Source organism: Fructobacillus sp. EFB-N1 (assembly GCF_001038455.1).
Taxonomy (GTDB): domain Bacteria; phylum Bacillota; class Bacilli; order Lactobacillales; family Lactobacillaceae; genus Fructobacillus; species Fructobacillus cardui.
In genome coordinates, this window is record NZ_LDUY01000014.1 from 23683 (window position 1) to 46913 (window position 23231).

The window sequence follows — 23231 nt, forward strand, 5'->3', positions numbered from 1 at the left end:
TAGCAATAGTTTACGACGATTGGATTAAAGTCCGATTAGAGGATAACTGCCTCTTCAACAACCTTTACCAAACGGAAGTGCTTCGTTGCAGACAAAGGACGAGTTTCCATGATTTCAACGATATCGTTCATCTTAGCGATGCTCTTTTCATCATGGGCCTTGAACTTCTTAGTATAGCGAACTCGCTTACCATAAACTGGGTGGTTGACATAAGTATCAACGGCAACAGTGATAGTCTTGTCCATCTTGTCAGATACGACACGACCACGATAAGTCTTACGAGCGTTACGTTCTTCACTCATTTTTCAGCTTCTTCCTTTCGTCTTATTTGTTGGCTTCTGCCAATTGTTGTGCACGAATGACAGTCTTCACACGTGCGATGTCCTTACGAACTTTTGAAATACGGGCCGTGTTTTCTAATTGACCAGTAGCCAATTGAAAACGAAGGTTGAACAATTCTTCCTTGAATTCGGCTTCGCGCTTTTGCAAATCCGCAAGTGACAAAGCTTTTAATTCATTTGCTTTCGTCATTATTCAGCCTCCCGAGCAATAATCTTTGTACGTACAGGCAACTTGTGTTGTGCAAGACGCAATGCTTCTAAGGCAACAGGCTTAGCCACGCCACCAACTTCAAACATTACCTTACCACGCTTAACTGGGGCAACCCATCCTTCGGGAGCACCCTTACCGTTACCCATTCGAACACCAACACCCTTAGATGTATATGACTTGTGAGGGAAGATCTTAATCCAAACCTTACCACCACGCTTCATATAACGGGTCATTGCAATACGGGCAGCTTCGATTTGACGATTGGTAATCCAGCTTGAAGTTGTTGCTTGCAAGCCATAATCACCAAAAGCCACCGTCTTTCCACCCTTAGCTTCGCCACGCATGTGACCACGGTGTACACGACGGAATTTAACACGCTTTGGTACTAACATGTCTGCTTCCCTCCTTACTTGTTCTTCTTCTTTGGCAACACATCACCACGGTAGATCCAAGTCTTGATACCCAAGTTTCCGTAAGCAGTAGCTGCTTCGTCCCATGAGTAGTCGATGTCTGCACGAAGTGTGTGGAGTGGAACAGTTCCTTCAGTATACTGTTCGATACGTGACATATCTGCCCCGTTCAAACGACCTGAAACAACAATCTTGATTCCCTTAGCACCGGCACGGCGGGCACGTTGGATAGCACCACGCATTGCACGACGGAAAGCGATACGACGTTCCAAATCACCTGCAACTTGCAAGCCCACCAAGTGAGCTGACAAATCAGGCTTCTTAATTTCAACGATGTTGATGAAGACACGCTTGTGGCGTCCACGTTCGTCAACATTCGTCAACTTAGCTAATTGAGTCCGCAACTTTTCAACTTCGGAACCACCCTTACCAATAACCATTCCTGGCTTGGCAGTGTGCAAAGTCAAATCGATACGTGACTTAGTTGAGCGTTCGATTTCTACGCGATCAACTGAAGCGTCCGTCAAGTTCTCTTCGATGTACTTACGAATACGCAAGTCTTCAAGAAGTTGGTTAGAAAAGTCTGCCTTATCAGCAAACCACTTCGCATCCCAGTCACGGATGACACCGACACGGAAGCCAGTTGGGTTAATCTTTTGACCCATTACTTTTCCTCCTTCTCAGCTACCACAATTGTGATGTGGCTTGTGCGCTTGTTAATTGCAGAAGCAGAACCCTTGGCACGAGGACGGAAACGCTTAAGCGTTGGTCCTTCGTTGGCAAATGCTTCCTTAACGATCAAATCTTCACGGTCAAGTGAAAAGTTGTTTTCAGCGTTAGCAACTGCTGAGTTCAAAACCTTATAAATATCTTCAGTAGAAGTATTAGGCAGGAACTTCAAAATTGCGAATGCTTCGTTGACATTCTTCCGACGAATCGTGTCAAGAACTAAGCGCGCCTTACGAGGGGCAACGCGAACGATCTTGGCGGTCGCCCGAGCTGATGTTACTTGTTCAGCCATTTTTCATTTCCTCCTTACTTAGTCTTCTTATCGTCGTTCTTGTGACCCTTGAACGTACGAGTTGGCACAAATTCACCTAACTTGTGACCAACCATGTCGTCTTGGACATAAACTGGAACGTGCTTGCGGCCATCATAGACTGCAATTGTAAATCCGATAAAACTTGGGAAAATTGTTGAGCGACGTGACCATGTCTTGATCACTGACTTCTTTTCTTGGTCCGCTTGGGCCTCAATCTTCTTAAGCAAGTGTGGGTCCGCAAATGGTCCCTTTTTCAAACTACGAGCCATTAGTTATCTCCTTCCCTTACTTACTCTTCCGACCGCGAACGATGAACTTTGTTGAGTTCTTCTTCTTATCGCGAGTCTTCTTACCAGCAGTCTTCTTACCCCATGGAGAAAGTGGACTTGGACGGCCAACAGGGGCCTTTCCTTCACCACCACCGTGTGGGTGATCGTTAGGGTTCATTACAGAACCACGAACGTGAGGACGCTTTCCACGCCAACGGTTACGTCCGGCCTTACCCCAGTTGATCAATGAGTGTTCTGAGTTACCAACTTCACCGATAGTGGCGCGGTTAGTGCTCAAAACCAAACGTACTTCACCTGAAGTTAAACGAACGATAGTGTACTTACCATCACGTCCCAAAATCTGAGCAGATGCTCCAGCGGAACGTGCCAATTGACCACCCTTACCGTTCTTCAATTCGATGTTGTGAATCAAAGTACCTTCAGGAATAGCACTCAATGGCAAGGCATTACCGACCTTAATGTCGGCATCAGGACCAGATTGAACCTTATCGCCAACCTTAAGTCCCTTAGGCGCCAAGATGTAGGCCTTGATACCGTCTTCATAAACGAGCAAGGCGATGTTAGCCGTACGGTTTGGATCGTATTCGATTGCCTTAACCGTTGCGAACTTGTCGTCCTTTGTACGCTTAAAGTCAATAATACGGTAGGCTTGCTTGTGTCCACCAGCCTTGTGGCGAACTGTCATGCGACCTTGTGCGTTACGCGCACCGGTCTTTGACTTCTTTGCCAACAAACTCTTTTCGGGCGTTGACTTCGTGATTTCTGCAAAATCAGAAGTCGTCATGTTACGACGTCCGTTAGAGGTTGGCTTGTATTTCTTGATAGCCAATGTCTTATCCTCCTATTAAAAATTAACCTTCGTTAAAGATTTGAATATCTTTTGAGTCAGCCTTCAAAGTAACGATAGCCTTCTTCATCTTACGAGTGAATCCAACATAACGTCCTTGACGCTTCTTCTTGCCGCGAACATTTGCGGTATTCAAACGTGCAACTTGTACATCGAAGATTTCTTCGATAGCACGCTTGATTTCTGGCTTAGTAGCCCGAACATCAACTTCAAATACGTAACGCTTCATTTCTGTTTGCGCCATTGAAGCTTCGGTAATGATTGGGCGGCGGATAATATCGCGTGCATCCATTAGGCGAGACCTCCTTGGATTTCTTCGATCGCTGCTTGAACAACCACCAGCTTATCAGCGTTAACAACGTCCAAGACGTTGATACCGTTTGTTGTCATCACTTGAACGTTTGCCAAGTTACGAGCTGACAACAAAGCGTTTTGGTTACCTTCATCAACGATTACCAAGGCCTTTGAATCAACAGCCAAGTTTGCCAAAACTTCCTTGAAGTTCTTTGTCTTAGCTTCATCAAATGCCAAAGCATCAACTACGACCAACTTGTTGTCAGCCAACTTTTGTGACAAAGCTGACTTCAAGGCTAATTGATAAGCCTTCTTGTTGATCCGGTAAGAGTAAGAACGTGGGGTTGGACCGAATACGATTCCACCACCACGCCATTGTGGCGCGCGGATAGAACCTTGACGGGCACGACCAGTTCCCTTTTGCTTCCATGGCTTACGGCCACCACCAGAAACAGCGGAACGGTTCTTAACCGCATGCGTTCCCTGACGCATTGATGCGCGTTGCATCAAAACTGCGTCAGTAATCACAGCATTGTTTGGTTCAACGGCGAAAACTGCTTCGTTTAAGTCCAAGTCAGCAGCCTTTGAACCATCTTGCTTTAATACAGCAACTTTTGTCATGATTGATTGTTCTCCTTTCTATAAAGTATTAAGCTTCTTCAGCCTGAGCTTCAGCAGCTGGCTTTGCGCCGGCCATCTTCACTTCAGGGTGCTTAGCATTTGTCTTAACAGTTGACTTGATTGTCAAAAGTGACTTGTTTGCTCCAGGAACGTTCCCCTTCAACAACAACAAGTTGTTTTCAACATCAACGTGAACAATCGCAATGTTTTGCATTGTCCGCTTCTGGTTACCCATACGACCAGGCAAGAGCTTACCCTTGAATACCCGGTTGATGATGGCACCCATTGAACCTGGGCGACGGTGGTAACGAGAACCGTGACTCATAGGACCACGTGATTGACCCAAGCGCTTGATAGCACCTTGGAAACCGTGTCCCTTAGTAATACCGGTAACATCAACATATTCACCGGCTTGGAAAGTGTCAACAGCAATTGCATCCCCAACGCTGTATTCGCCTTCCGCATCACGGACTTCACGAATGTAGCGCTTAGGGGCTGTGTTGGCTTTTGCAACGTGGCCTTGTTCAGGTTTGTTTGACAAAATCTCGCGCTTGTCTTGGTAACCCAACTGCAAAGCGTTGTATCCATCAGTTGCTTGCGTCTTAACTTGCAAAACAACGTTTGGAGTAGCTTCAACAGCAGTCACGGCGATCAATTCACCAGATTCAGTAAAAACCTGAGTCATACCGACTTTACGGCCTAAGATACCTTTAGTCATGACTAATCTCCTTCATTTCATCGCTAAACTATTTTATCTAGCGGGGTGGTACTTTAAATTAGAGCTTGATTTCGATTGCAACACCAGCTGGCAATTCAAGTTTACGCAATGCGTCAACTGTCTTGTCAGTAGGGTTCACAATGTCGACCAAACGCTTGTGAGTTCGCATTTCGAACTGTTCACGAGCATCCTTGTACTTGTGGGGTGAACTAAGCACCGTGTACAATGTCCGTTCAGTAGGCAAAGGAATAGGACCGGCGATTTCTGCGCCAGTACGCTTTGCTGTTTCAACAATCTTGTCTGCTGATTGGTCCAAGATACGGTGTTCGTATGCCTTCAAGCGGATACGGATCTTCTTTTGTGCCATTTTCGTGCCTCCTCGTTGATTTTGTAAATCAGCTAACTCCGATCAAAAACCGACAACACCTTTTGCGGTGTTTTGCGCGCCCTTGGCAACGCGGCCGCGCGTGTCGCAACCTTAATCATCATCGCTAAACGTTGATACACCAGTCTTTTTAAGGGGTTTGCATCGGCAACCCCAAAAGGCGTACTTGAATATAATAACAGAAAAACCCTTGACTAGCAAGGGTTTTCACTGATTTATTTTATTTTTTTGCCAAATTCTTTTCGTTTAGAATCAGCAATTATTTTTTACAATATTTGTTAATTTTAACAAAAATTCTTCGTTTTAACCACTCACGCGGATTTTATCCATCAAAAAATCAGTAAAATCATTCATTTTATGATGGTCGTGAAATTTTGAATTCTAGGAAAGCGTCATTATAGCGTTGTGTCCACTCTTGATTGAAGGTTTGATAAACCTGCAACCGGTCCAAAGTGGCAGCGGATGGATAAAAGGCTGGGTCAGACTTCTCATCAGCCGGCAACAGGGCATAGGCCCCCTTGTTTGCCGTCGCATAGCCAACGTATTCAGCATTTTGCTTTGCGTTCTCGGGTTTATTTAAGAAGTTAATCAAGGCGTAGGCCGCCTCCTTATGCTTGGCATTCTTTGGGATCACCAAGTTATCAAACCATTCGTTTGAGCCATCTTTAGGTACCAAATAGGCTAAGTCCGAGTTTTGCGACATTGCCTGAGCCGCTTCACCAGAGTAAGTTACCCCAATGCTAGCTTCTCCTTGGGCCATATAAATCTTTAACTCATCAGCCACAATAGCTTTGACGTTTGGCATCAAAGTATCTAACTTCCCCTTAGCCGCCGCCAAATCCGCAACATTTTGGTCGTTAACGGACTTACCTTGGGAAATCAGGGTCATCCCCAAAATATCACGGGCTGAATCGACCAACATAATTTGTTTCTTGAATTGCGGTGACCACAACTTCGCCCAGGTATCAATTTGATCAGCACTGACCTTCTTTTTATTATAAAGAATTCCCAGCGTTCCCCAGAAATATGGAACGGAATATTTATTGTGCGGGTCAAAGGTCTGATTTAAGAAGCGTGAATCGATGTTGTTCATGCCCGTAATCTTGGACTTGTCTAATGGTGCCAGCAGGCCCTCCTGGGCCATCTTATCTACCATATAATCGGATGGGACCGTTAAATCATAGTTTGTCCCACCCTGCTTAATCTTGGTGTACATAGCCTCGTTCGAGTCAAAGGTCTGATAGTTCACCTTGTAGCCAGTCTCCTTGGTAAACTTTGTCAGCAAATCAGGATCGATATAATCGCCCCAATTATAGAAGTTCAAGACTTTTTCACCTGTCACCTCATCCTTGCGGCTATTGTCAAAGACGGCTTTCCCAGCCACCAGGCCAACAACAACCAGTAAAATGGCTAAAATACTTAAGAAAAATTTTTTCATTTAACCTTCTCCCTTAGTTCCGGGGCCTTTTGGCGCTGATTTAACCGGTTAATAAAGTAGTAGGCCACGGCAATTACCAGAGAAAAGAGGAAAATCAGTGCCGACAAGGCATTAATTTCCAATGAAACCCCCTGGCGGGCACGTGAGTAAATTTCAACAGCCAAAGTCGAAAAACCGTTTCCAGTGACAAAGAAGGTCACGGCAAAGTCATCCAATGAATAGGTCAAGGCCATAAAAAAGCCCGCCACAATCCCTGGCGTAATTGCCGGAATGGTGACCTGCCCCAAGACCTGGGTTGGCCGAGCCCCTAAATCCTGGGCGGCCAAGACCAAGTCCGGGTTCATTTCCTGCAATCGAGGCAAGACCATCAAAACTACAATTGGAATTGAAAAGGCAACGTGAGCCAGCAACACCGTGACAAAGCCAAGCGAGAACTTAAAGGTCGTAAAGAGAATCAAGAACGCCGCCCCAATAATAACATCGGGCGAAACCAATAAGACGTTATTCAGGGAAAGCAAAGCCCCTTTAACCGCTCCCCGGTGAACACGAAAGATTGCCAATGCACCCAATGTTCCAATAATGGTTGCTAATAAGGAAGACAGCAAGGCTACAATTCCCGTTTCAAAAACGATGTCGATTAGGCGGGTATCCTGCCACAGTTCGCCATAGTGCTTAAAGGAGAAGCCCGCGAAGCCCTTCATCGTTGTCCCCGCATTAAAGGAATAGAAGACAAGGTACAAAATTGGCAAGTAAAGAATCAAAAACATCACAATCAAATATGGGGTTCTGATTTTTTTCATGACCGGCCTCCCTTCTGCTTATCCTGTGTTAAGAGCATCGTAATCACCATCGCTACGATGAGGATGACACCAATCGTTGATCCAAAGGCCCAGTTTTGAGTCACTAAGAAATGCTCTTCGATTGCTGTTCCCAAAGTAATCACTCGGTTACCACCAATCAAACGGGTAATCATAAAGAGTGACAGGCTGGGGATAAAGACCGCTTGAATACCGGCTTTTACCCCAGGCATCGATAAGGGCCAGATTACTTTTTTCAAAGTTTGCCAAGAGTTTGCCCCAAGGTCGCGACTAGCAGCCGTCAGCAATGGGTCGATATCACTTAAGGCGTTAAAAATCGGTAAAATCATGAAGGGCAACTCCACGTAAGCCGCCACCAAGAGAAATGACCAGTCAGTAAACAGTAACTGCATGGGGTGCAAACCAACCGCCGTCAAAGTTGAATTAACTAAGCCCCCCTGCCCTAACAAACCAATAAAGGCATAGGTTTTCAGCAACAAGTTAATCCAGGTTGGCAATATGACTAGCAACAGCCAAAACTGCTTATTTTTCAGCGTTGTCAAAAAATAAGCGGTTGGATAAGCAAAGACCAGCGTAATCACGGTAATCAAAAAGGCGTACCAGATGGAATTAAAGGTCATGGCCAAATAGGAACCCGAGGTAAAAAAGGCCTGATAATTCGCCAGCGTAAAGTGGTGGTTCTGGTCCTGCAAGGATTCAACGAGGAGCAACAAGAGCGGCAACACTACAAAGGCCAAGAGCCACAGACCATAAATCCCCATATAAGCAGAGGTAAAGCCCTGCTTTTGTTTTTTAAAAGACAGTGCCATTAGCCTTGTCCTCCTGATTGCGACTGATCATCCTTAGCAGCTTGCAAAGCCGCTTCGGCCTCTTCATCTTCATAGGATTCCAGCCGGGCATCAAAGGCAGCTTCACTTTCGTTATAGCGCATAATGTGAATATCCTCAGGGTCAAAGGTCAGGCCAACCCGAGCACCAACAGTTGCTGGGTTTGTCGCCTGGACCTGCCAGGTATTCATGTCATCATCAACGGCTGTGATCTCGTAGTAGTCCCCACGGAAAAGTTGGTCTTGAATGGTGACCACTAATTTACCATTAGCGGGATCAGTCAAATCCAAGTCTTCTGGCCGCAAGACCACTTCCACCCGTTCGTTTGGCCGCATGCCGGCATCAACGTTTTCAAAATCCTTACCGACAAAGTGAACCAGGTAATCATGTTTCATAATCCCGGGCACGATATTGGTTTCCCCAATAAAATCAGCAACGAAGTGATTAATCGGTTCATCATAAATATCTTCTGGCGTCCCATTTTGTTGGATTAAACCATCATGCATGACAAAAATCCAATCCGACATCGCCAGGGCTTCTTCTTGGTCGTGCGTCACGAAGACAAAGGTTATCCCTAAGCGCTTTTGGATATTACGCAATTCCTGCTGCAATTCCTTACGCAACTTATAGTCCAAGGCCGACAGCGGCTCATCCAAAAGAAGGACCTCTGGGTCGTTAGCCAAAGCACGGGCAATAGCCACACGCTGTTGCTGCCCACCTGAAAGTTCGCTGATTTCTCGGCGCTCAAAGCCTGACAGCTTGACCAATCCCAACATTTCTTTAACCTTGTCTTGAATGTCTTTTTCAGACATTTTCTTTAATCGCGGACCAAAGGCCACGTTATCAAAGACATTCATATTTGGAAAGAGGGAATAATTCTGAAAAACCGTGTTGACCCGTCGTTTTTCAGCCGGCACATCATTGATGACCTGGCCTTCAAAAAAGATTTTGCCCGCATCGGCCTGTAACTGACCAGAAATCAGTTTCAAAATCGTCGACTTTCCGGAACCGGATGGGCCCAATAAGGTATAAAACTTACCTGATTCTAAGACCAGGTCAATTTCCTTTAATACTTCCGTATCGCCAAAAGAAAGGGCGACCTTGGAAAATTCAAGAATTGGCATCTTTTCAACCATGTTACTTCTCCAATCATTATTGTCACCATCTTACAACAAATGAGACAACAGACCAAACTTTAAAATTTTATCGGAAACAAAAAACCAGGCTGCCGCAGCAACCTGGTTTTCAGACAATGAGTGAAAGAAGCAATTAAGCTTCCTTACCTTGTGCTTTGATAATTTCTTCTTGAACGTTCTTAGGAACGGCTTGATAGTGGTCGAAAACCATCTGGAAAGTACCACGTCCTTGCGTAGCTGAACGCAAAGTCGTTGCATAACCAAACATTTCTGACAAAGGCACTTGTGCCTTAACAGCCAAAACAGGTCCACGGTTTTCTTGTCCTTCAATCAAACCACGACGTGCAGAAACGTGTCCCATCACATCACCAAGGTTTTCTTCAGGAACAACGATATCAACAGCCATGATTGGTTCCAAAATAACGGCACCGGCAGTCTTTGAAGCTTCCTTCAAAGCCAATGAAGCGGCAATCTTAAAGGCAGCTTCAGAAGAATCGACATCGTGGTAAGAACCATCGTACAACTTGGCCTTCAAATCAACCAATGGGAAGCCTGCCAAAGGACCAGCATTCAAGGCATCCTTCAAACCTGCTTCAACTGAAGGGATGTATTCACGAGGAACAACACCACCGACGATAGCATCTTCGAATTCGAAGCCAGCACCTTCTTCGTTTGGTGAGAATTCAATCCAAACGTCACCATACTGTCCCTTACCACCAGACTGACGCTTAAAGAATCCACGAGCTTGAACAGTCTTCGTAAATGCTTCACGATAAGCAACCTGAGGGGCACCAACAGTGGCTTCAACGTTGAATTCACGCTTCATACGATCCACCATGATATCCAACTGCAATTCACCCATTCCGGCAATCAAAGTATCACCAGTCTCCTGGTTCGTTGTGGCACGGAATGAAGGGTCTTCTTCAGCCAACTTCTGCAAAGCAGTTGCCAACTTGTCTTGGTCGGCCTTTGTCTTTGGCTCGATGGCCAATTCAATAACTGGTTCTGGGAATTCCATTGATTCAAGAATCAATGGGTGGTCCACAGCAGTCAAAGAGTCACCAGTAGTAGTGTTCTTCAAACCAATCGCAGCAGCGATATCACCTGAGAAGACTTCTTCAATTTCAGTACGTGAAGTAGCGTGCATTTGGAGCAAACGACCAACACGTTCACGAGTATCTGAAGAAGTGTTTTGTACGTATGAACCGGATTGCAAAGTACCAGTATAAACACGCATAAATGTCAAACGACCAACGAATGGATCTGTCATGATCTTGAAGGCCAAAGCAGCAAATGGCTTTGAGTCATCGGCAACCAAGTCAACTTCTTCATCAGTCTTAGGGTCAGTTGCGACATAAGGACGAACTTCTAGAGGACCTGGCAAGTAATCAACAACAGCATCCAACATCATTTGAACACCCTTATCCTTGTAGGCTGAACCAGCCAAAACAGGATAGAATTCCAAATTCAATGTGGCACGACGGATAGCAGCTTTCAATTCATCGATAGAAATTTCTTCACCTTCAAGGTACTTTTCCATCAATTCTTCATCAACATCCGAAACGGCTTCAATCAAAGTTTCGCGCTTTGTTGAAACGATGTCTTGGTAGTCAGCTGGGATTTCACGTGGTTCCCACTTTGAACCCAAGTCATCAGTAGGCCAGTAAGCCTTTTCTTCGATTAGGTCAATAACACCCTCGAAATCATCTTCGGCACCAATTGGCCATTGAATAGCTTCGGCGTTAACTTGCAAACGTTCGTGCATTGAGTTAACTGACATTTCAAAGTCAGCACCCAACTTGTCCATCTTATTAACGAAAACAATCCGGGGAACGTTATAAGTCGTTGCCTGGTGCCAAACAGTTTCAGTCTGTGGCTCAACACCAGCAGCACCATCCAACACGGCTACGGCACCATCCAAGACACGCAAGGCACGTTCAACTTCGATTGTGAAGTCCACGTGACCTGGAGTATCGATGATGTTAACACGGAATGGGTTCTTTTCATATTGGTCGAAGAAGCCACGCCAAACAGCAGTAGTAGCGGCTGATTGGATCGTGATTCCACGTTCCTTTTCCTGTTCCATGAAGTCCATTTGTGAAGCACCATCGTGTGTTTCACCAATTTTGTGAATCTTACCTGTATAGTACAAGATTCGTTCTGTCGTCGTCGTCTTACCGGCATCGATGTGGGCCATGATACCGATATTACGAGTGTGATCAAGCGGGTATTCACGCTTTGCCATGATGATCTCCTAATTTTTTTATCCTAGTTGCAACAAAAAGCGAGCAATATTTGTTCGCTTTTTTAAAAATTATGAGCCTATTAGTAGGCCCGTAAAAGCGAACCAAAGTCCACTTTTACGAAAATCCTACCAACGGTAGTGTGCGAAGGCACGGTTGGCTTCAGCCATCTTGTGCGTGTCTTCACGCTTCTTAACAGAAGCACCGTTTTCGTTGGCTGCGTCAATAATTTCCTTAGCCAAGCGTTCTTCCATTGTGTGTTCGTTACGCAAACGAGCGTAATTTACCAACCAACGCAAGCCCAAAGTAGTCCGACGGTCTGGACGAACTTCGATTGGCACCTGGTAGTTAGATCCACCAACACGGCGGGCCTTAACTTCCAAAACTGGCATGATGTTTTCCATTGCTTGTTCGAAAACTTCCAATGGTTCGTTACCAGTAGTTTCCTTGATGCGGTCAAAAGCTGCATACAAGATAGTTGAAGCAGTTCCGCGCTTTCCATCAACCATCAACTTGTTGATCAAACGTGAAACTAACTTTGAATTGTAAATTGGGTCAGGCAAAACTTCCTGACGCTTCGTATAACCTTTACGTGGCATGAGTTGTCCTTTCCTTACTTCTTAGGAGCTTTCGTTCCATACTTTGAACGTGAAGTCATACGGCCGTCAACACCAGCAGTATCCAAGGCTCCACGAATAACGTGATAACGCACACCAGGCAAATCCTTAACACGACCACCACGGATCAAAACAACTGAGTGTTCTTGCAAGTTGTGACCAATACCTGGGATGTAAGCAGTTACTTCGTACAAGTTTGACAAACGTACACGAGCGTACTTACGCAAAGCTGAGTTAGGCTTTTTTGGTGTCAAAGTTCCGACACGAGTCGCAACTCCACGCTTTTGTGGGGCAACATTGTTTGTTGCCTTCTTCTTCATTGAGTTGTAGCCGAAGTTCAAGGCTGGTGACTTTGACTTAGTCGCTTGAGACTTACGTGACTTACGAACCAATTGGTTAATTGTAGGCATCCTACTATACTCCTTCATTCTTGTTTTTTTCACAGTTCCAGGCGTATCACTTTTGTTCATAAACAAAAGTGCTCCTGGAAGTCCTGCTTCGACTTGCCTTTACACAGGCCTTTTGCCGGCTTTACCCGCGCAAAAGGACTAATGACTTAAAAGCACGTTGAATATAATAGCAGGTTTAGAGCTAATGTCAAGGGCTTTTTGCCAGTTTTTTAAGGGTCGATTTCAATTTTTAGGGTTGACTTTCGTCTAACTCCCTATGACTAACATTTTACTATATTTAACCAACTTAATCATCGTCTCACTGATTTTTTGCCTGGCCGACCGCTCCAGTCAACATCTTTTTCTGTGGACAAAGCGTTCATTTTGTTTCAGTTGTCACCACATTCTGTTTTGGTATGACCTCATCCCTGTTTTCTCAGCTTGGTTTTTGAAAGGACGCTGTCGTTACTGTAAACAACCTTTTGCCAACTGGCCGTTACTGGCTATCCTTGAAGGAATTCTACCGCTTTTCCTCACAGCTCTTTTTCACCAGAATAACCTGTGGGTTCTTGGCTCTGCCTACCTTTTGCTTTATTTAGCCAAGGAAGATTGGTCCACCATGACCTGCTCAGCATGGTTAGCCTGGCTGTGGGTTGCCGTCTTAATCTCGTTCGTTCACCATCCCTATAGTGGTTGGTTTCTCACCGCCTTGATTCTTCTAGTTCTATGGCTAACACTCAATGACTTTCTTGGCATAGGTGATATACCAGTTTTAGCAATTGGTTTTTTCTCACTAACTGAGCAAGCCTTCTCCCTCTTCTTACTCTTGTCTAGTACCAGTGTATTGATTTATTTAGCGTTTCAACAAGAAAATCAGCAAAGGTGTCTCCCCTTCATCCCCTTCTTGTTTGTCGGTTTTGTTTTGGCCGGACTGCTTAACCCCCTCTTAACATAGGACTGGCGATGATTCAGGCAATTGCTGACACAAAAACAGAGGTCAAGCCCTGGGGGCTTAACCTCTGTTTTCAAAAGCTCGGTTTCCCTAGCTCTGTGCACGCTGGCTACCAGATTGTTACCACTCTGGTGGCCATTTGTTGTGCTATTCCTTAACGAGTTCGCCCTTCTTTTCGGGCGTTTCGCATTTCTTAATCTTTAGCTTAATTTGACCGTGTTGTGCGCCAATCGTGACAACATCTTCCGTGGTAATTTCACCGTCCAGAAGCGCCTCTGAGAGCCGGTCCTCAACCTCGGTCTGGATAACCCGCCGAACTGGCCTTGCACCGTATTCGCGGTCATAGCCAGCGTCAGCGATGGCATCAATTGCAGCCATCGTCATCTTAACCTTAATGCCTTGCTCTGCTACTCGGCGGAGCAATGACTTGGTCATCAAGCGCACAATTTGTCGAACCTCGTCCTTGGTCAATGCATCAAAGACCAAGACTTCGTCGATTCGGTTGATAAACTCTGGGCGGAAAGTTTCCTTAACCGTCTCGCGAATCTTTTTGGCCACAGCCTGGTCATCATTTTTCAAATCAGTTGAGCCAAAGCCAAGCATCTTCTCGTCTCGCAATCGAGTTGCGCCCAAGTTTGAGGTCATGATAATCACGGTATTACGGAAATTAACCTTCCGGCCCTTCGCATCCGTCAAAAAGCCATCATCAAAGACCTGTAACATCAAATTAAAGATGTCTGGGTGAGCCTTTTCCACCTCATCCAAAAGAATAATGGAATAAGGATGGTTGCGCACCTGTTCTGTTAATTGCCCACCTTGGTCATAACCAACATAACCAGGGGCTGAACCAATCAAGCGTGAAGCAGAGTACTGTTCTTGGTACTCGGACATATCAACCCGAATCATATTATCTTCCGAACCAAACATGATTTCAGACAGAGCCTTGGCTAACTCAGTTTTACCAACACCAGTTGGGCCCAAAAATAGGAAAGTTCCAATTGGGCGGTTGGGGTCAGACAAGCCTGACCGTGATCGGCGGATCGCACGGGAAACCGCTGAAATCGCCTTTTTCTGGCCGATGACGCGTTTACCCAATTCCTTTTCCAGGTTCACCAAATGATCGGATTCTGATTTTTCAACCTGAGTCAACGGTACCCCGGTTTGCTGAGAAATGACTTGGGCAATGTTGGCCGGTGCCACCTTCAAACCAAAGCTTTGGTCCTTTTCTTGCTTCTTTTCCTTGCGAAGCAAAGCACGGTCAATCTTCTTCCGCAAACTCATTTCCTTCAAGCGCAAATCAGCAGCCTTTTCAAAGTCCATTGCAGCAATGGCCTCATCCTTGGCCTTTTGAATCTTGACTAATTCAATTCGGTCCTTGTGAAGTGGCGTTGCGCGATCGACATCGTCAATCCGCACCTTTGCCGCCGCTTCATCCATCAAATCGATGGCCTTATCAGGCAGGAAGCGGCCGGTAATATACCGTGATGATAGATTAACAGCAGCTTCAACAGCTTCTGGTTCGATATCAACCTGGTGGAAGTTTTCAAACTTCTTTTTAATCCCATTCAAAATCGTAATTGCTTCGGCCGTTGATGGTTCATTAATCGTTACCTGAGCAAAACGGCGTTCCAAAGCAGCATCAGACTCAATGTATTGTTGGTACTCATCAAAGGTAGTCGCACCTAACATCTGCAAATCGCCCCGGGCAAGGGCAGGCTTTAGAATGTTGGCCGCATCAATGGCCCCCTCAGCGCCACCGGCACCAACAAGCGTATGCAATTCATCAACAAAAAGAATCACATGCCCATCCGCCTCAATTTCTTCGATAACCTGCTTCAATCGGCTTTCGAATTCACCACGGTACTTGGTACCCGCGACCAATGACCCCATATCCAAGGCCATCAGTCGCTTTTTCTTCAAAGAATCCGGTACCAAACCGGCCACAATGCGCTGGGCCAATCCTTCGGCAATCGCGGTCTTTCCAACACCTGGTTCACCAACTAAGACAGGATTGTTCTTTGTCCGCCGTGACAAAATTTGGACAACACGCCGGACTTCAGTATCGCGACCGATGACGGGATCCAAGTTACCAGCCTTGGCAACTTCGGTCATGTCCCGAGCTAATTTATCTAAAGTGGGCGTGCCCAACTCCTTGGATTTCTGCTGTTTTGCCTGTTTGCGTAAATCAGTCACGCCTAGACGCCGCAAAATCGCCTTGTTCATGTCTTTCAAGTTGACGTCTAAGCCGATCAAAATGCGTGATGACAAGATGCTTGAATCCTGGAGCAGTGACAGGAGCAAGTGCTCCGTTCCCACTTCAGTCTGACCCATCAAATCTGCTTGATCAGCGGCCCACTTCAAAATTGAAGCCGCCTTAGGTGAGTATGGCAGGTAGGATTCCTGGTTGGCATCCTGGTCCATCCCATAGCCCGTAAACCGCTCGATTTCCTCTTTGATTTTGTCACTATTGACGTTAAATTCAGCCAAAACTTTAGCTGCCACACCCGCTTGTTCCAAAGACAAGGCTAGGAGTAGGTGTTCCGTCCCAACGGCACGGTGTTGAAAATACTTTGCTTGGTCTTGTGCCAATGACAAGACGTTTTCTGCAGAACTAGTATACTTGTTTTCCATTTTCCCTCCTTATATCATAACGGGGAATGTCAAATCCGATATTGGTACATATTATAACGCAAGTTTATTTTTTCGGAAATAATTCTGAAATAAGAAAAAGAAAACCAAGGAAATTCCTGGTTTTCTTTTCTGTGTTTTAATCTGGATTCTTCAGACTTAGTTGCCATTGGAGATAAGCATTAATCAATGGGTCTAAATCGCCATCCAAAACTTCTTGTGGTTGGTTACTTTCGTAATTGGTCCGGTGGTCTTTGACCATCTGGTAAGGGTGCATGACATAAGAACGAATCTGAGATCCCCAGCCGTTTTCCATCTTTTCCCCTGACAAGGCCGCCCGTTCCGCTTCCTTCTTCTCCAACTCTAACTGGTAGAGCTTTCCCTTCAAGAGGCGCATGGCATAATCACGGTTACCATATTGTGTTCGTTCAACGGTTGAAGAAACAACGATTCCTGTTGGTTCGTGGGTCAAACGGACACCCGTTGAAACCTTGTTGACGTTTTGTCCTCCAGCTCCACCGGAACGGAAGACATCCATCTTAATGTCATCATCGCGAACTTCGACTTCGATACTGTCGTCCAACTCTGGCATCACATCAACGGAAACGAAAGATGTGTGTCGCCGGCCAGCAGAATCAAAAGGTGAGATCCGGACAAAACGGTGAACACCCTTTTCAGACCGTAAAAAGCCATAAGCATTGTGACCGGTAATCTTCAAGGTTGCTGAATCAATACCAGCCTCATCACCAGCGTGATAGTCCAAAACATCAACCTTAAAGTCATGGGCTGAAGCCCAGCGGGTATACATCCGGTACAAGTTGGCGCCCCAGTCGGTTGACTCGGTTCCACCAGAACCAGGATGAATTTCCAAAATGGCATTGTTAGCATCGTACTCACCCGTCAACAATTGCTCCAGGTTATAAGCCTCAACGTCTTTTTGTGTCTTTTCAACCAAGTTGGTTAATTCTTCTTGGCTGTCTTCATCTTCAGGATCTTCTTCCACCATCTCAATCAAGACCTCGATTTCATCGGCCTGTTCGGATAGGTTCAAGAAAGAATCACGCCGATTTTTCAATACATTGCTTTGCTCAATGATTCCCTGGGCCTTTTCTTGGTCATCCCAAAACCCCGGTTCTGTCATTTGGTATTCAAAATCAGCAATTTCTTCTGTTAGCGCATCCAAATCCAACGTTTTGGCAAAACGTTCGATATCCTCTTGGATGGCTGTTAGCGCCTGTTTGGCTGCCACTGTTTCCATGGCGGGCCCTCCCACATAAGAAAAGCGAACTGAGCGTTCGCTTTTTGTTTACGCTGTTAAGTTCGTACGAATCTCGGCCTTCATAAAGGTCCGGGTAGCATCGTATTCGATATCAGCAATCATTCGATTAAAGTTTGCAAAGGCTTCGTTTTGATACTCCACCAATGGATTTAACTGGCCATAACCACGCAAGCCGACTCCTTGGCGCAAACGATCCAAGGCATCAATGTGGTCCGTCCAGTGTTGGTCAACTGTTCGCAAGATAACAATGCGCTCGAAAGCCAACAATTGTTCTGCTTCCTGCAAGTCTTGCTTCTTTTCGGCCAGATTATCAAGGGCCAACTGGTACAAGCGGTCCTTGATTTCTTGGCGGTTCAAGTTTTGCAAACGAACAGCACCGAGGTCCTTAGAGGTTAATGACGTTTCTACGAAGGCAGAGAGGGCCTCCAAATCCCATTCCTTTTCGTCCTTACCAGGCGTTTGGGCATCAACCACACGGTTGATTGTCCGCTTAACCATTGGCAACAAAACATCATCCAAGCTCTTCTTTTCATCCAAAACTTGGTCACGTTCACGATAAATCAGCTCACGCTGCTCACGGACAACATCATCATACTGCAAGACGTTCTTACGAGTATCGTAGTTGTTTCCTTCAACTCGCTTTTGAGCTGATTCAACCGAACGCGTAATCCAACGGTGAGTAATTACCGTATCTTCGTCGTCCATGTTCATCCGCTGCAGCATCGTCCGTACTCGTTCGGCACCAAAACGAATCATCAAGTCATCTTGCAATGACAAAAAGAATTGTGAAGATCCGTGGTCTCCCTGACGACCAGCACGACCACGCAACTGGTTATCAATTCGACGTGATTCGTGACGTTCCGTGGCAATCACGGCCAAGCCACCCAAATCGTCGATACCAGGGCCTAATTTAATATCAGTTCCACGACCGGCCATGTTCGTCGCCACCGTAACGGCACCACGTTGACCAGCATTAGCGATAATTTCGGCTTCCTTTTCGTTGTTCTTGGCATTCAAAACGTTATGTGGAATCTTGTGCGCCGTCAACAACTTCGCCACTAATTCAGAAGATTCAACTGAACCTGTTCCCAACAAGACGGGTTGGCCCTTCTTGTGCAATTCCGCTACCTTATTGATAACCGCATTAAACTTAGTCTTCAATGATGGGTAAAGCAAATCAGGCAAGTCCTGACGTTGGATTGGCCGGTTGGTTGGAATTTCAACGACTTCCATGTTATAGATTTCGCGTAATTCTTCTTCTTCCGTCTTAGCCGTTCCAGTCATACCAGACAACTTCTTGTACATCCGGAAGAGGTTCTGATAAGTGATTTGAGCCATTGACTTATTTTCTTCACGAACCTCGACGCCTTCTTTGGCTTCGATAGCCTGGTGCAAACCATCGGACAAACGAGTTCCTTCTGAAATACGGCCAGTTGATTGATCAATCAACTTGACTTCACCATCCTGAACAACATAATCTTTATCGTTCAAGTAGTTGAAGTTGGCACGCAAAGCCTGGTCCACGTGGTGGGTCAAAGCTGTGTTTTGCGCATCGTACAAGTTATCCAAGTTAAAGAAGACTTCAGCATTCTTGATCCCCTCACTCGTGAGTGAAGTATTCTTGCTTTCTTCATCGACCTTATAGTCTTCGTCACGAGTTAAAGTCTTAACAAATCGGTCAACCTGTTGGTACAAAGGTGAAACCCCTGAACCAGGACCAGAAATAATCAATGGCGTTCGTGCCGTATCGATCAAAATTGAATCCGCTTCATCAATCAAAGCGTAGTTCAAACCACGTTGCATCACGCGGTCTTCTGCCCGAGTAACCATGTTGTCACGGAGGTAGTCAAAACCAATATTAAAGTTTGTTGAATAAGTGATATCAGCGTCGTAAGCAGCCCTCTTTTCATCAGGAGCAGCATCACCAACGTTCACACCAACAGTCAGACCCAACCAGTTATAGAGTTGACCCATCTGTTCCGCATCACGCTTTGAAAGGTAATCGTTCACCGTCACAACGTGGACACCTTGGCCGGCCAATGCGTTCAAATAAACTGCCATTGTGGCCGTTAATGTCTTTCCTTCACCGGTCTTCATTTCGGCTAGGTTTCCACCATGCAAAACGATGGCACCCATGATTTGTACTCGGTATGGATAAAGACCCAAGACACGCTTAGCACCTTCTCTTGCCACCGCGAAGGCTTCAGGCAAAAGGGCATCAAGCTCTTTAGCCGTTGCCTTTTGCTTTTCAGCTGCACTTGTCTTACCAGCTAAAGCTGCTTGAATTTGAATTTGAAAGTCTTGCGTCTTCTTTTGCAAGGCTTCATCAGACAGGGCAGCAACCGTGTCTGCGTATGACTCTACCTGGTCAGCAATCTTTTCAATCTTTTTTAATTGACGCTTTGAATTGTCGTAAAGTTTACGGACTGGATTAACCATGCTTATATCGGTGACCGTTAAAAAACGGACACACTCCCTTCATCACAAAATGTTCATTAAATTTTAAGAATACTACAGCCTAGTATAGCAAAAAAGCCGTGGAAATAACAGACGTGGCAGTCTGAAATCAGCCAACAGCTTGGTTGTTTTTAATGATGTGGCGTTGCCTGCAATGTTTCTTGACCACCCAAATATGGACGCAAAACTTCTGGAACCGTTACTGTTCCATCTTCATTTTGGTAGTTTTCCAAAATGGCAGCCACTGTTCGACCAACGGCCAAACCGGAACCATTCAATGTATGAACCAATTCCAACTTACCATCTTCATTTCGGTAAGTAATGTGCATTCGGCGGGCCTGGAAATCACGAGTATTTGATACCGAAGAAATTTCACGATACATTCCCTGAGCTGGCAACCAAACTTCCAAGTCATGCGTCTTAGCAGCAGAGAAGCCCATATCTCCTGTTGACAACGTAATCACGTGATATGGCAAACCTAATTTTTGCAGAATATTTTCGGCATTGTTCGTCATCTTTTCCAATTCTTGATCGGACTGGTCAGGCTTGGCAAACTTCACCATTTCAACCTTATTAAATTGGTGCAAACGAATTAATCCGCGCGTATCACGACCCGCAGCACCGGCTTCCTTTCGGAAAGATGGTGACAAAGCCGTGATGGAGATTGGCAAGTCCTCCGCAGGGATTGTTTCCCCAGAATAGTAATTCGTCAAAGATACTTCGGCCGTTGGAATATAGGTTTGATTTAACCCTTCCACCCGGTAAGCATCATCTTGGAACTTAGGATACTGGCCAGTTCCAAACATGGCCGAATCATTCACCACGATTGGCGTAATCATTTCGGTGTAACCTTCTTCGTGGTGCTGGTCTAGCATGAAGTTATACAATGCTCGTTCCAAACGTGCACCATCACCAACGTAGTACAAGAACCGTGCACCAGAAACCTTGGCTCCACGTTCGAAGTCCAAGATTCCCAAGTCCTCACCGATTTCATAGTGAGGCTTCAGCCAGGCTGGTGCTTCCGTCTTAACCAATGGACGGCCTTGGTAGTCTTCAGGTTCCCAAGTTCTGATTTCAACGTTTGCTTCTTCATCAGGACCAACTGGCACATCATCCTCGGCAATGTTTGGCAAGTGTGCTGCCTGGTCCTTAACCACTTTGTCTAAGCCTTCTAATTCTTGGTCGAGATCCTTGATTTCCTTGGCAACGGCTTGCATTTCCTGAATAGCTGCCGAAGCATCTTCTTTTTGACGCTTTGCAAAGGCAATCTTATCAGATGCCTCATTGCGCTTAGCCTTGAGTTCTTCCACCTTGGCGATCACGTCTCGTCGCTTCTGGTCTGCGGCTAACAAATCAGCTAAAACGTCGCTTTGAACGCCACGATCTGCTAATTTTTGTCTTGCAACTTCCTGATTTTTTCGCAAGTACTTCAAATCTAACATGGTTTTTTCTCCTCTTTTGGATAATAAAAAGCGCCTTTTCATCCAACTATTCCTAGTCAAGGGACGAAAAAAGCGCAATCCGTGGTACCACCCTAGTTCTGCAAAGCATGCAGCACTCAATTAAGGCCTGATAACGGTGGTAAACCGAGCGACATTACTCGCTAACGTAAATCTGTCGGAGTTTCGATCTGACCCTTTTCACCAACCAGGGCCTCTCTATGTTTATCTACTTATAACAGATATTTGCTTAAATTTAGTATAGCTATTTTAATCAAAAAAGGCAAGACAAGGCGGCGTTCAATCACCAAATCGGCAAAAATATCTGTAGATGACTTAGTAACAGACCAAAGAGGCAATTCGTATGCGGTATGAGGCTTAGCAAACAATCTGTGCACACCACAATGCAAAAAAAAGAAGACCGGAGTCTTCTTTGTCATGGGCCATCCAGGACTCGAACCTGGGACCTCTGCGTTATCAACACAGCGCTCTAACCAACTGAGCTAATGGCCCATCTCTTCGGCTTCTTGCCTAAGCGAATGACGGGAATCGAACCCGCATAGCCAGCTTGGAAGGCTGGAATTCTACCATTGAACTACATTCGCATCTTTTCTGGGTTCCCCCAATGGCGCTGGACGGAATCGAACCGCCGACACATGCAGCTTCAATGCATTGCTCTACCAACTGAGCTACAGAGCCAACTTTTCTTTTTTCAGAAAACGGTCACAACGGGGTTCGAACCCGTGATCTCCTGCGTGACAGGCAGGCGTCCTAACCAGCTAGACCATGCGACCAATTGCGGGAGTAGGATTTGAACCTACGACCTTCGGGTTATGGGCCCGACGAGCTACCGAACTGCTCCATCCCGCGATAATATTATTTTTGGGTAACACCCGTAAGGAGAATGGGGGATTCGAACCCCCGCGCCGGTTTCCCGACCTGACGGTTTTCAAGACCGTTCCCTTCAGCCAGACTTGGGTAATTCTCCATGCTTTTTTAATCCACTTCCATGGACCATGTTGGACTCGAACCAACGACCGGACGGTTATGAGCCGTCTGCTCTAACCAGCTGAGCTAATGGTCCCAGCTCGAGTCATCGCGGCAGGGGGAATCGAACCCTCGACCTCTCGGGTATGAACCGAACGCTCTAGCCAGCTGAGCTACACCGCGATACTTTGCTGTAGTACTCACAGCGATCGGGACGACAGGATTCGAACCTGCGACCCCCTGGTCCCAAACCAGGTGCTCTACCAAGCTGAGCTACGTCCCGCTTTCTTTTTGGACTTCTTCGCCCTAGACCTTTTGGGGCCTTATGCACCTAGCAGGAGTCGAACCTGCAACCTTCTGATTCGTAGTCAGACACTCTATCCAATTGCGCTATAGGTGCATTATGCCGGCGACCGGGATCGAACCGGTACGATGTTTCCATCGCAGGATTTTAAGTCCTGTGCGTCTGCCTATTCCGCCACGCCGGCATCCAAGCGAACGACGGGATTCGAACCCGCGACCCCCACCATGGCAAGGTGATGTTCTACCTCTGAACTACGTTCGCATAATCATGCCGACTAAAGGATTCGAACCTTCGACCCCCGCTTTACAAGAGCGGTGCTCTACCAGCTGAGCTAAGTCGGCTGGATTGCCCGACGCGGCGTGCATATCTTGGCCTTCGCCAATGGACGATACAGGGATCGAACCTGTGACCCCCTGCTTGTAAGGCAGGTGCTCTCCCAGCTGAGCTAATCGTCCAAAATAAAAAAAGAAGTCCCCTTCTTTTTTATATGTATCGGCATCGCGTCGTCCTATCCTCGCAGCCAGCGTTCCGGCAACTACTTTCGGCGCTATAGAGCTT

The 23231-nt window shown here is 46.1% G+C and carries 24 protein-coding genes, 14 tRNA genes and 1 pseudogene; 2 read left to right on the forward strand and 37 right to left on the reverse strand.

Annotated features, from left to right (window positions below):
- Positions 1-35 precede the first annotated feature (35 nt).
- The 18 genes from rpsQ to rpsL all read right to left on the reverse strand — a co-directional run bounded on the left by rpsQ (position 36) and on the right by rpsL (position 12648).
- Positions 36-302 (reverse strand): 30S ribosomal protein S17, encoded by a 267-nt coding sequence (gene rpsQ, locus FEFB_RS04280; protein ID WP_047975018.1) that lies wholly within the window; start codon positions 300-302, stop codon positions 36-38.
- A gap of 22 nt (positions 303-324) precedes the next feature.
- Complete coding sequence (rpmC, locus tag FEFB_RS04285) at positions 325-531, reverse strand: 50S ribosomal protein L29 (protein WP_047975019.1); 207 nt, start codon at positions 529-531, stop codon at positions 325-327.
- Positions 531-944, reverse strand: a complete 414-nt coding sequence (rplP, locus tag FEFB_RS04290; RefSeq protein WP_047975020.1) for a 50S ribosomal protein L16 — start codon at positions 942-944, stop codon at positions 531-533. Before rplP ends, rpmC begins: the two co-directional genes overlap by 1 nt.
- A 14-nt stretch (positions 945-958) precedes the next feature.
- Positions 959-1627, reverse strand: coding sequence for a 30S ribosomal protein S3 (gene rpsC, locus FEFB_RS04295; RefSeq protein WP_047975021.1), 669 nt, complete (start codon positions 1625-1627; stop codon positions 959-961).
- The gene (gene rplV, locus FEFB_RS04300) at positions 1627-1983 is read right to left on the reverse strand and encodes a 50S ribosomal protein L22 (RefSeq protein ID WP_010691186.1); all 357 of its coding nucleotides are present in this window, start codon (positions 1981-1983) and stop codon (positions 1627-1629) included. Before rplV ends, rpsC begins: the two co-directional genes overlap by 1 nt.
- 14 nt (positions 1984-1997) lie before the next feature.
- Positions 1998-2273 carry a 30S ribosomal protein S19 gene (gene rpsS / locus FEFB_RS04305; protein WP_047975022.1) on the reverse strand — a complete coding sequence of 92 codons (276 nt, stop codon included), beginning with the start codon at positions 2271-2273 and terminating at the stop codon, positions 1998-2000.
- Positions 2274-2289: 16 nt separating this feature from the next.
- Positions 2290-3123 (reverse strand): 50S ribosomal protein L2, encoded by an 834-nt coding sequence (gene rplB, locus FEFB_RS04310; RefSeq protein ID WP_047975023.1) that lies wholly within the window; start codon positions 3121-3123, stop codon positions 2290-2292.
- A 22-nt stretch (positions 3124-3145) separates the two neighbouring features.
- Entirely contained in the window at positions 3146-3433 is a 288-nt protein-coding gene (gene rplW / locus FEFB_RS04315; protein ID WP_047975024.1) for a 50S ribosomal protein L23, read from the reverse strand.
- Complete coding sequence (gene rplD, locus FEFB_RS04320) at positions 3433-4056, reverse strand: 50S ribosomal protein L4 (RefSeq protein ID WP_047975025.1); 624 nt, start codon at positions 4054-4056, stop codon at positions 3433-3435. The genes rplW and rplD overlap by 1 nt, the downstream gene beginning before the upstream one ends.
- A gap of 28 nt (positions 4057-4084) precedes the next feature.
- Positions 4085-4774, reverse strand: coding sequence for a 50S ribosomal protein L3 (rplC, locus tag FEFB_RS04325; protein ID WP_047975026.1), 690 nt, complete (start codon positions 4772-4774; stop codon positions 4085-4087).
- Between the two features lie 58 nt (positions 4775-4832).
- A complete protein-coding gene (rpsJ, locus tag FEFB_RS04330) occupies positions 4833-5141 on the reverse strand; it encodes a 30S ribosomal protein S10 (RefSeq protein WP_047975027.1) in 309 nt (102 codons plus the stop codon).
- Between the two features lie 373 nt (positions 5142-5514).
- Positions 5515-6597 (reverse strand): PotD/PotF family extracellular solute-binding protein, encoded by a 1083-nt coding sequence (locus FEFB_RS04335; RefSeq protein WP_047975028.1) that lies wholly within the window; start codon positions 6595-6597, stop codon positions 5515-5517.
- Positions 6594-7397: an ABC transporter permease gene (locus FEFB_RS04340; protein ID WP_047975029.1), complete on the reverse strand. Its 804-nt coding sequence runs from the start codon at positions 7395-7397 to the stop codon at positions 6594-6596. Before FEFB_RS04340 ends, FEFB_RS04335 begins: the two co-directional genes overlap by 4 nt.
- Complete coding sequence (locus tag FEFB_RS04345) at positions 7394-8224, reverse strand: ABC transporter permease (RefSeq protein WP_047975030.1); 831 nt, start codon at positions 8222-8224, stop codon at positions 7394-7396. The genes FEFB_RS04340 and FEFB_RS04345 overlap by 4 nt, the downstream gene beginning before the upstream one ends.
- Positions 8224-9378: an ABC transporter ATP-binding protein gene (locus FEFB_RS09180; protein WP_047975031.1), complete on the reverse strand. Its 1155-nt coding sequence runs from the start codon at positions 9376-9378 to the stop codon at positions 8224-8226. Before FEFB_RS09180 ends, FEFB_RS04345 begins: the two co-directional genes overlap by 1 nt.
- A 133-nt stretch (positions 9379-9511) precedes the next feature.
- Complete coding sequence (gene fusA / locus FEFB_RS04355) at positions 9512-11623, reverse strand: elongation factor G (protein ID WP_047975032.1); 2112 nt, start codon at positions 11621-11623, stop codon at positions 9512-9514.
- Between the two features lie 126 nt (positions 11624-11749).
- Entirely contained in the window at positions 11750-12220 is a 471-nt protein-coding gene (gene rpsG / locus FEFB_RS04360; protein ID WP_047975033.1) for a 30S ribosomal protein S7, read from the reverse strand.
- Between the two features lie 14 nt (positions 12221-12234).
- Positions 12235-12648: a 30S ribosomal protein S12 gene (gene rpsL / locus FEFB_RS04365; RefSeq protein WP_047975034.1), complete on the reverse strand. Its 414-nt coding sequence runs from the start codon at positions 12646-12648 to the stop codon at positions 12235-12237.
- Between the two features lie 256 nt (positions 12649-12904).
- On the opposite strand from rpsL, the pseudogene FEFB_RS09185 reads away from it, so the two are divergent.
- Positions 12905-13150: pseudogene (locus FEFB_RS09185) on the forward strand (prepilin peptidase); the annotation flags it as partial.
- Between the two features lie 96 nt (positions 13151-13246).
- Positions 13247-13582, forward strand: a complete 336-nt coding sequence (locus FEFB_RS09005) for a hypothetical protein (RefSeq protein ID WP_053068949.1) — start codon at positions 13247-13249, stop codon at positions 13580-13582.
- Positions 13583-13726: 144 nt separating this feature from the next.
- Here FEFB_RS09005 and FEFB_RS04375 read toward each other — a convergent pair whose 3' ends face one another.
- The 19 genes from FEFB_RS04375 to FEFB_RS04460 form a co-directional block, all read right to left on the reverse strand.
- Positions 13727-16210: an ATP-dependent Clp protease ATP-binding subunit gene (locus FEFB_RS04375; RefSeq protein WP_047975036.1), complete on the reverse strand. Its 2484-nt coding sequence runs from the start codon at positions 16208-16210 to the stop codon at positions 13727-13729.
- Positions 16211-16346: 136 nt separating this feature from the next.
- The gene (gene prfB / locus FEFB_RS04380; protein ID WP_047975037.1) at positions 16347-17465 is read right to left on the reverse strand and encodes a peptide chain release factor 2; all 1119 of its coding nucleotides are present in this window, start codon (positions 17463-17465) and stop codon (positions 16347-16349) included.
- Positions 17466-17513: 48 nt separating this feature from the next.
- On the reverse strand, positions 17514-19925 hold the full coding sequence (secA, locus tag FEFB_RS04385; RefSeq protein WP_047975038.1) for a preprotein translocase subunit SecA: 2412 nt from the start codon (positions 19923-19925) through the stop codon (positions 17514-17516).
- A 149-nt stretch (positions 19926-20074) separates the two neighbouring features.
- Positions 20075-21385 carry a serine--tRNA ligase gene (serS, locus tag FEFB_RS04390; RefSeq protein ID WP_047975039.1) on the reverse strand — a complete coding sequence of 437 codons (1311 nt, stop codon included), beginning with the start codon at positions 21383-21385 and terminating at the stop codon, positions 20075-20077.
- A gap of 230 nt (positions 21386-21615) precedes the next feature.
- Positions 21616-21822, reverse strand: a complete 207-nt coding sequence (locus FEFB_RS08595) for a hypothetical protein (RefSeq protein ID WP_152666238.1) — start codon at positions 21820-21822, stop codon at positions 21616-21618.
- Positions 21822-21895, reverse strand: a tRNA-Ile gene (locus tag FEFB_RS04395). Before FEFB_RS04395 ends, FEFB_RS08595 begins: the two co-directional genes overlap by 1 nt.
- A 21-nt stretch (positions 21896-21916) precedes the next feature.
- A tRNA-Gly gene (locus FEFB_RS04400) sits at positions 21917-21987 on the reverse strand.
- 21 nt (positions 21988-22008) lie between these two features.
- Positions 22009-22081 (reverse strand) — tRNA-Phe (locus tag FEFB_RS04405).
- A 21-nt stretch (positions 22082-22102) separates the two neighbouring features.
- A tRNA-Asp gene (locus tag FEFB_RS04410) sits at positions 22103-22176 on the reverse strand.
- A 2-nt stretch (positions 22177-22178) separates the two neighbouring features.
- Positions 22179-22252: transfer RNA gene (locus FEFB_RS04415), tRNA-Met, on the reverse strand.
- 28 nt (positions 22253-22280) lie between these two features.
- Positions 22281-22370 (reverse strand) — tRNA-Ser (locus tag FEFB_RS04420).
- A gap of 22 nt (positions 22371-22392) precedes the next feature.
- Positions 22393-22466, reverse strand: a tRNA-Ile gene (locus FEFB_RS04425).
- Positions 22467-22478: 12 nt separating this feature from the next.
- Positions 22479-22552 (reverse strand) — tRNA-Met (locus FEFB_RS04430).
- Positions 22553-22578: 26 nt separating this feature from the next.
- A tRNA-Pro gene (locus tag FEFB_RS04435) sits at positions 22579-22652 on the reverse strand.
- Between the two features lie 43 nt (positions 22653-22695).
- Positions 22696-22769 (reverse strand) — tRNA-Arg (locus FEFB_RS04440).
- Between the two features lie 4 nt (positions 22770-22773).
- Positions 22774-22857 (reverse strand) — tRNA-Leu (locus FEFB_RS04445).
- Positions 22858-22862: 5 nt separating this feature from the next.
- Positions 22863-22934: transfer RNA gene (locus FEFB_RS04450), tRNA-Gly, on the reverse strand.
- 7 nt (positions 22935-22941) lie between these two features.
- Positions 22942-23014 (reverse strand) — tRNA-Thr (locus FEFB_RS04455).
- Between the two features lie 41 nt (positions 23015-23055).
- Positions 23056-23128: transfer RNA gene (locus FEFB_RS04460), tRNA-Val, on the reverse strand.
- Positions 23129-23231: the final 103 nt, after the last annotated feature.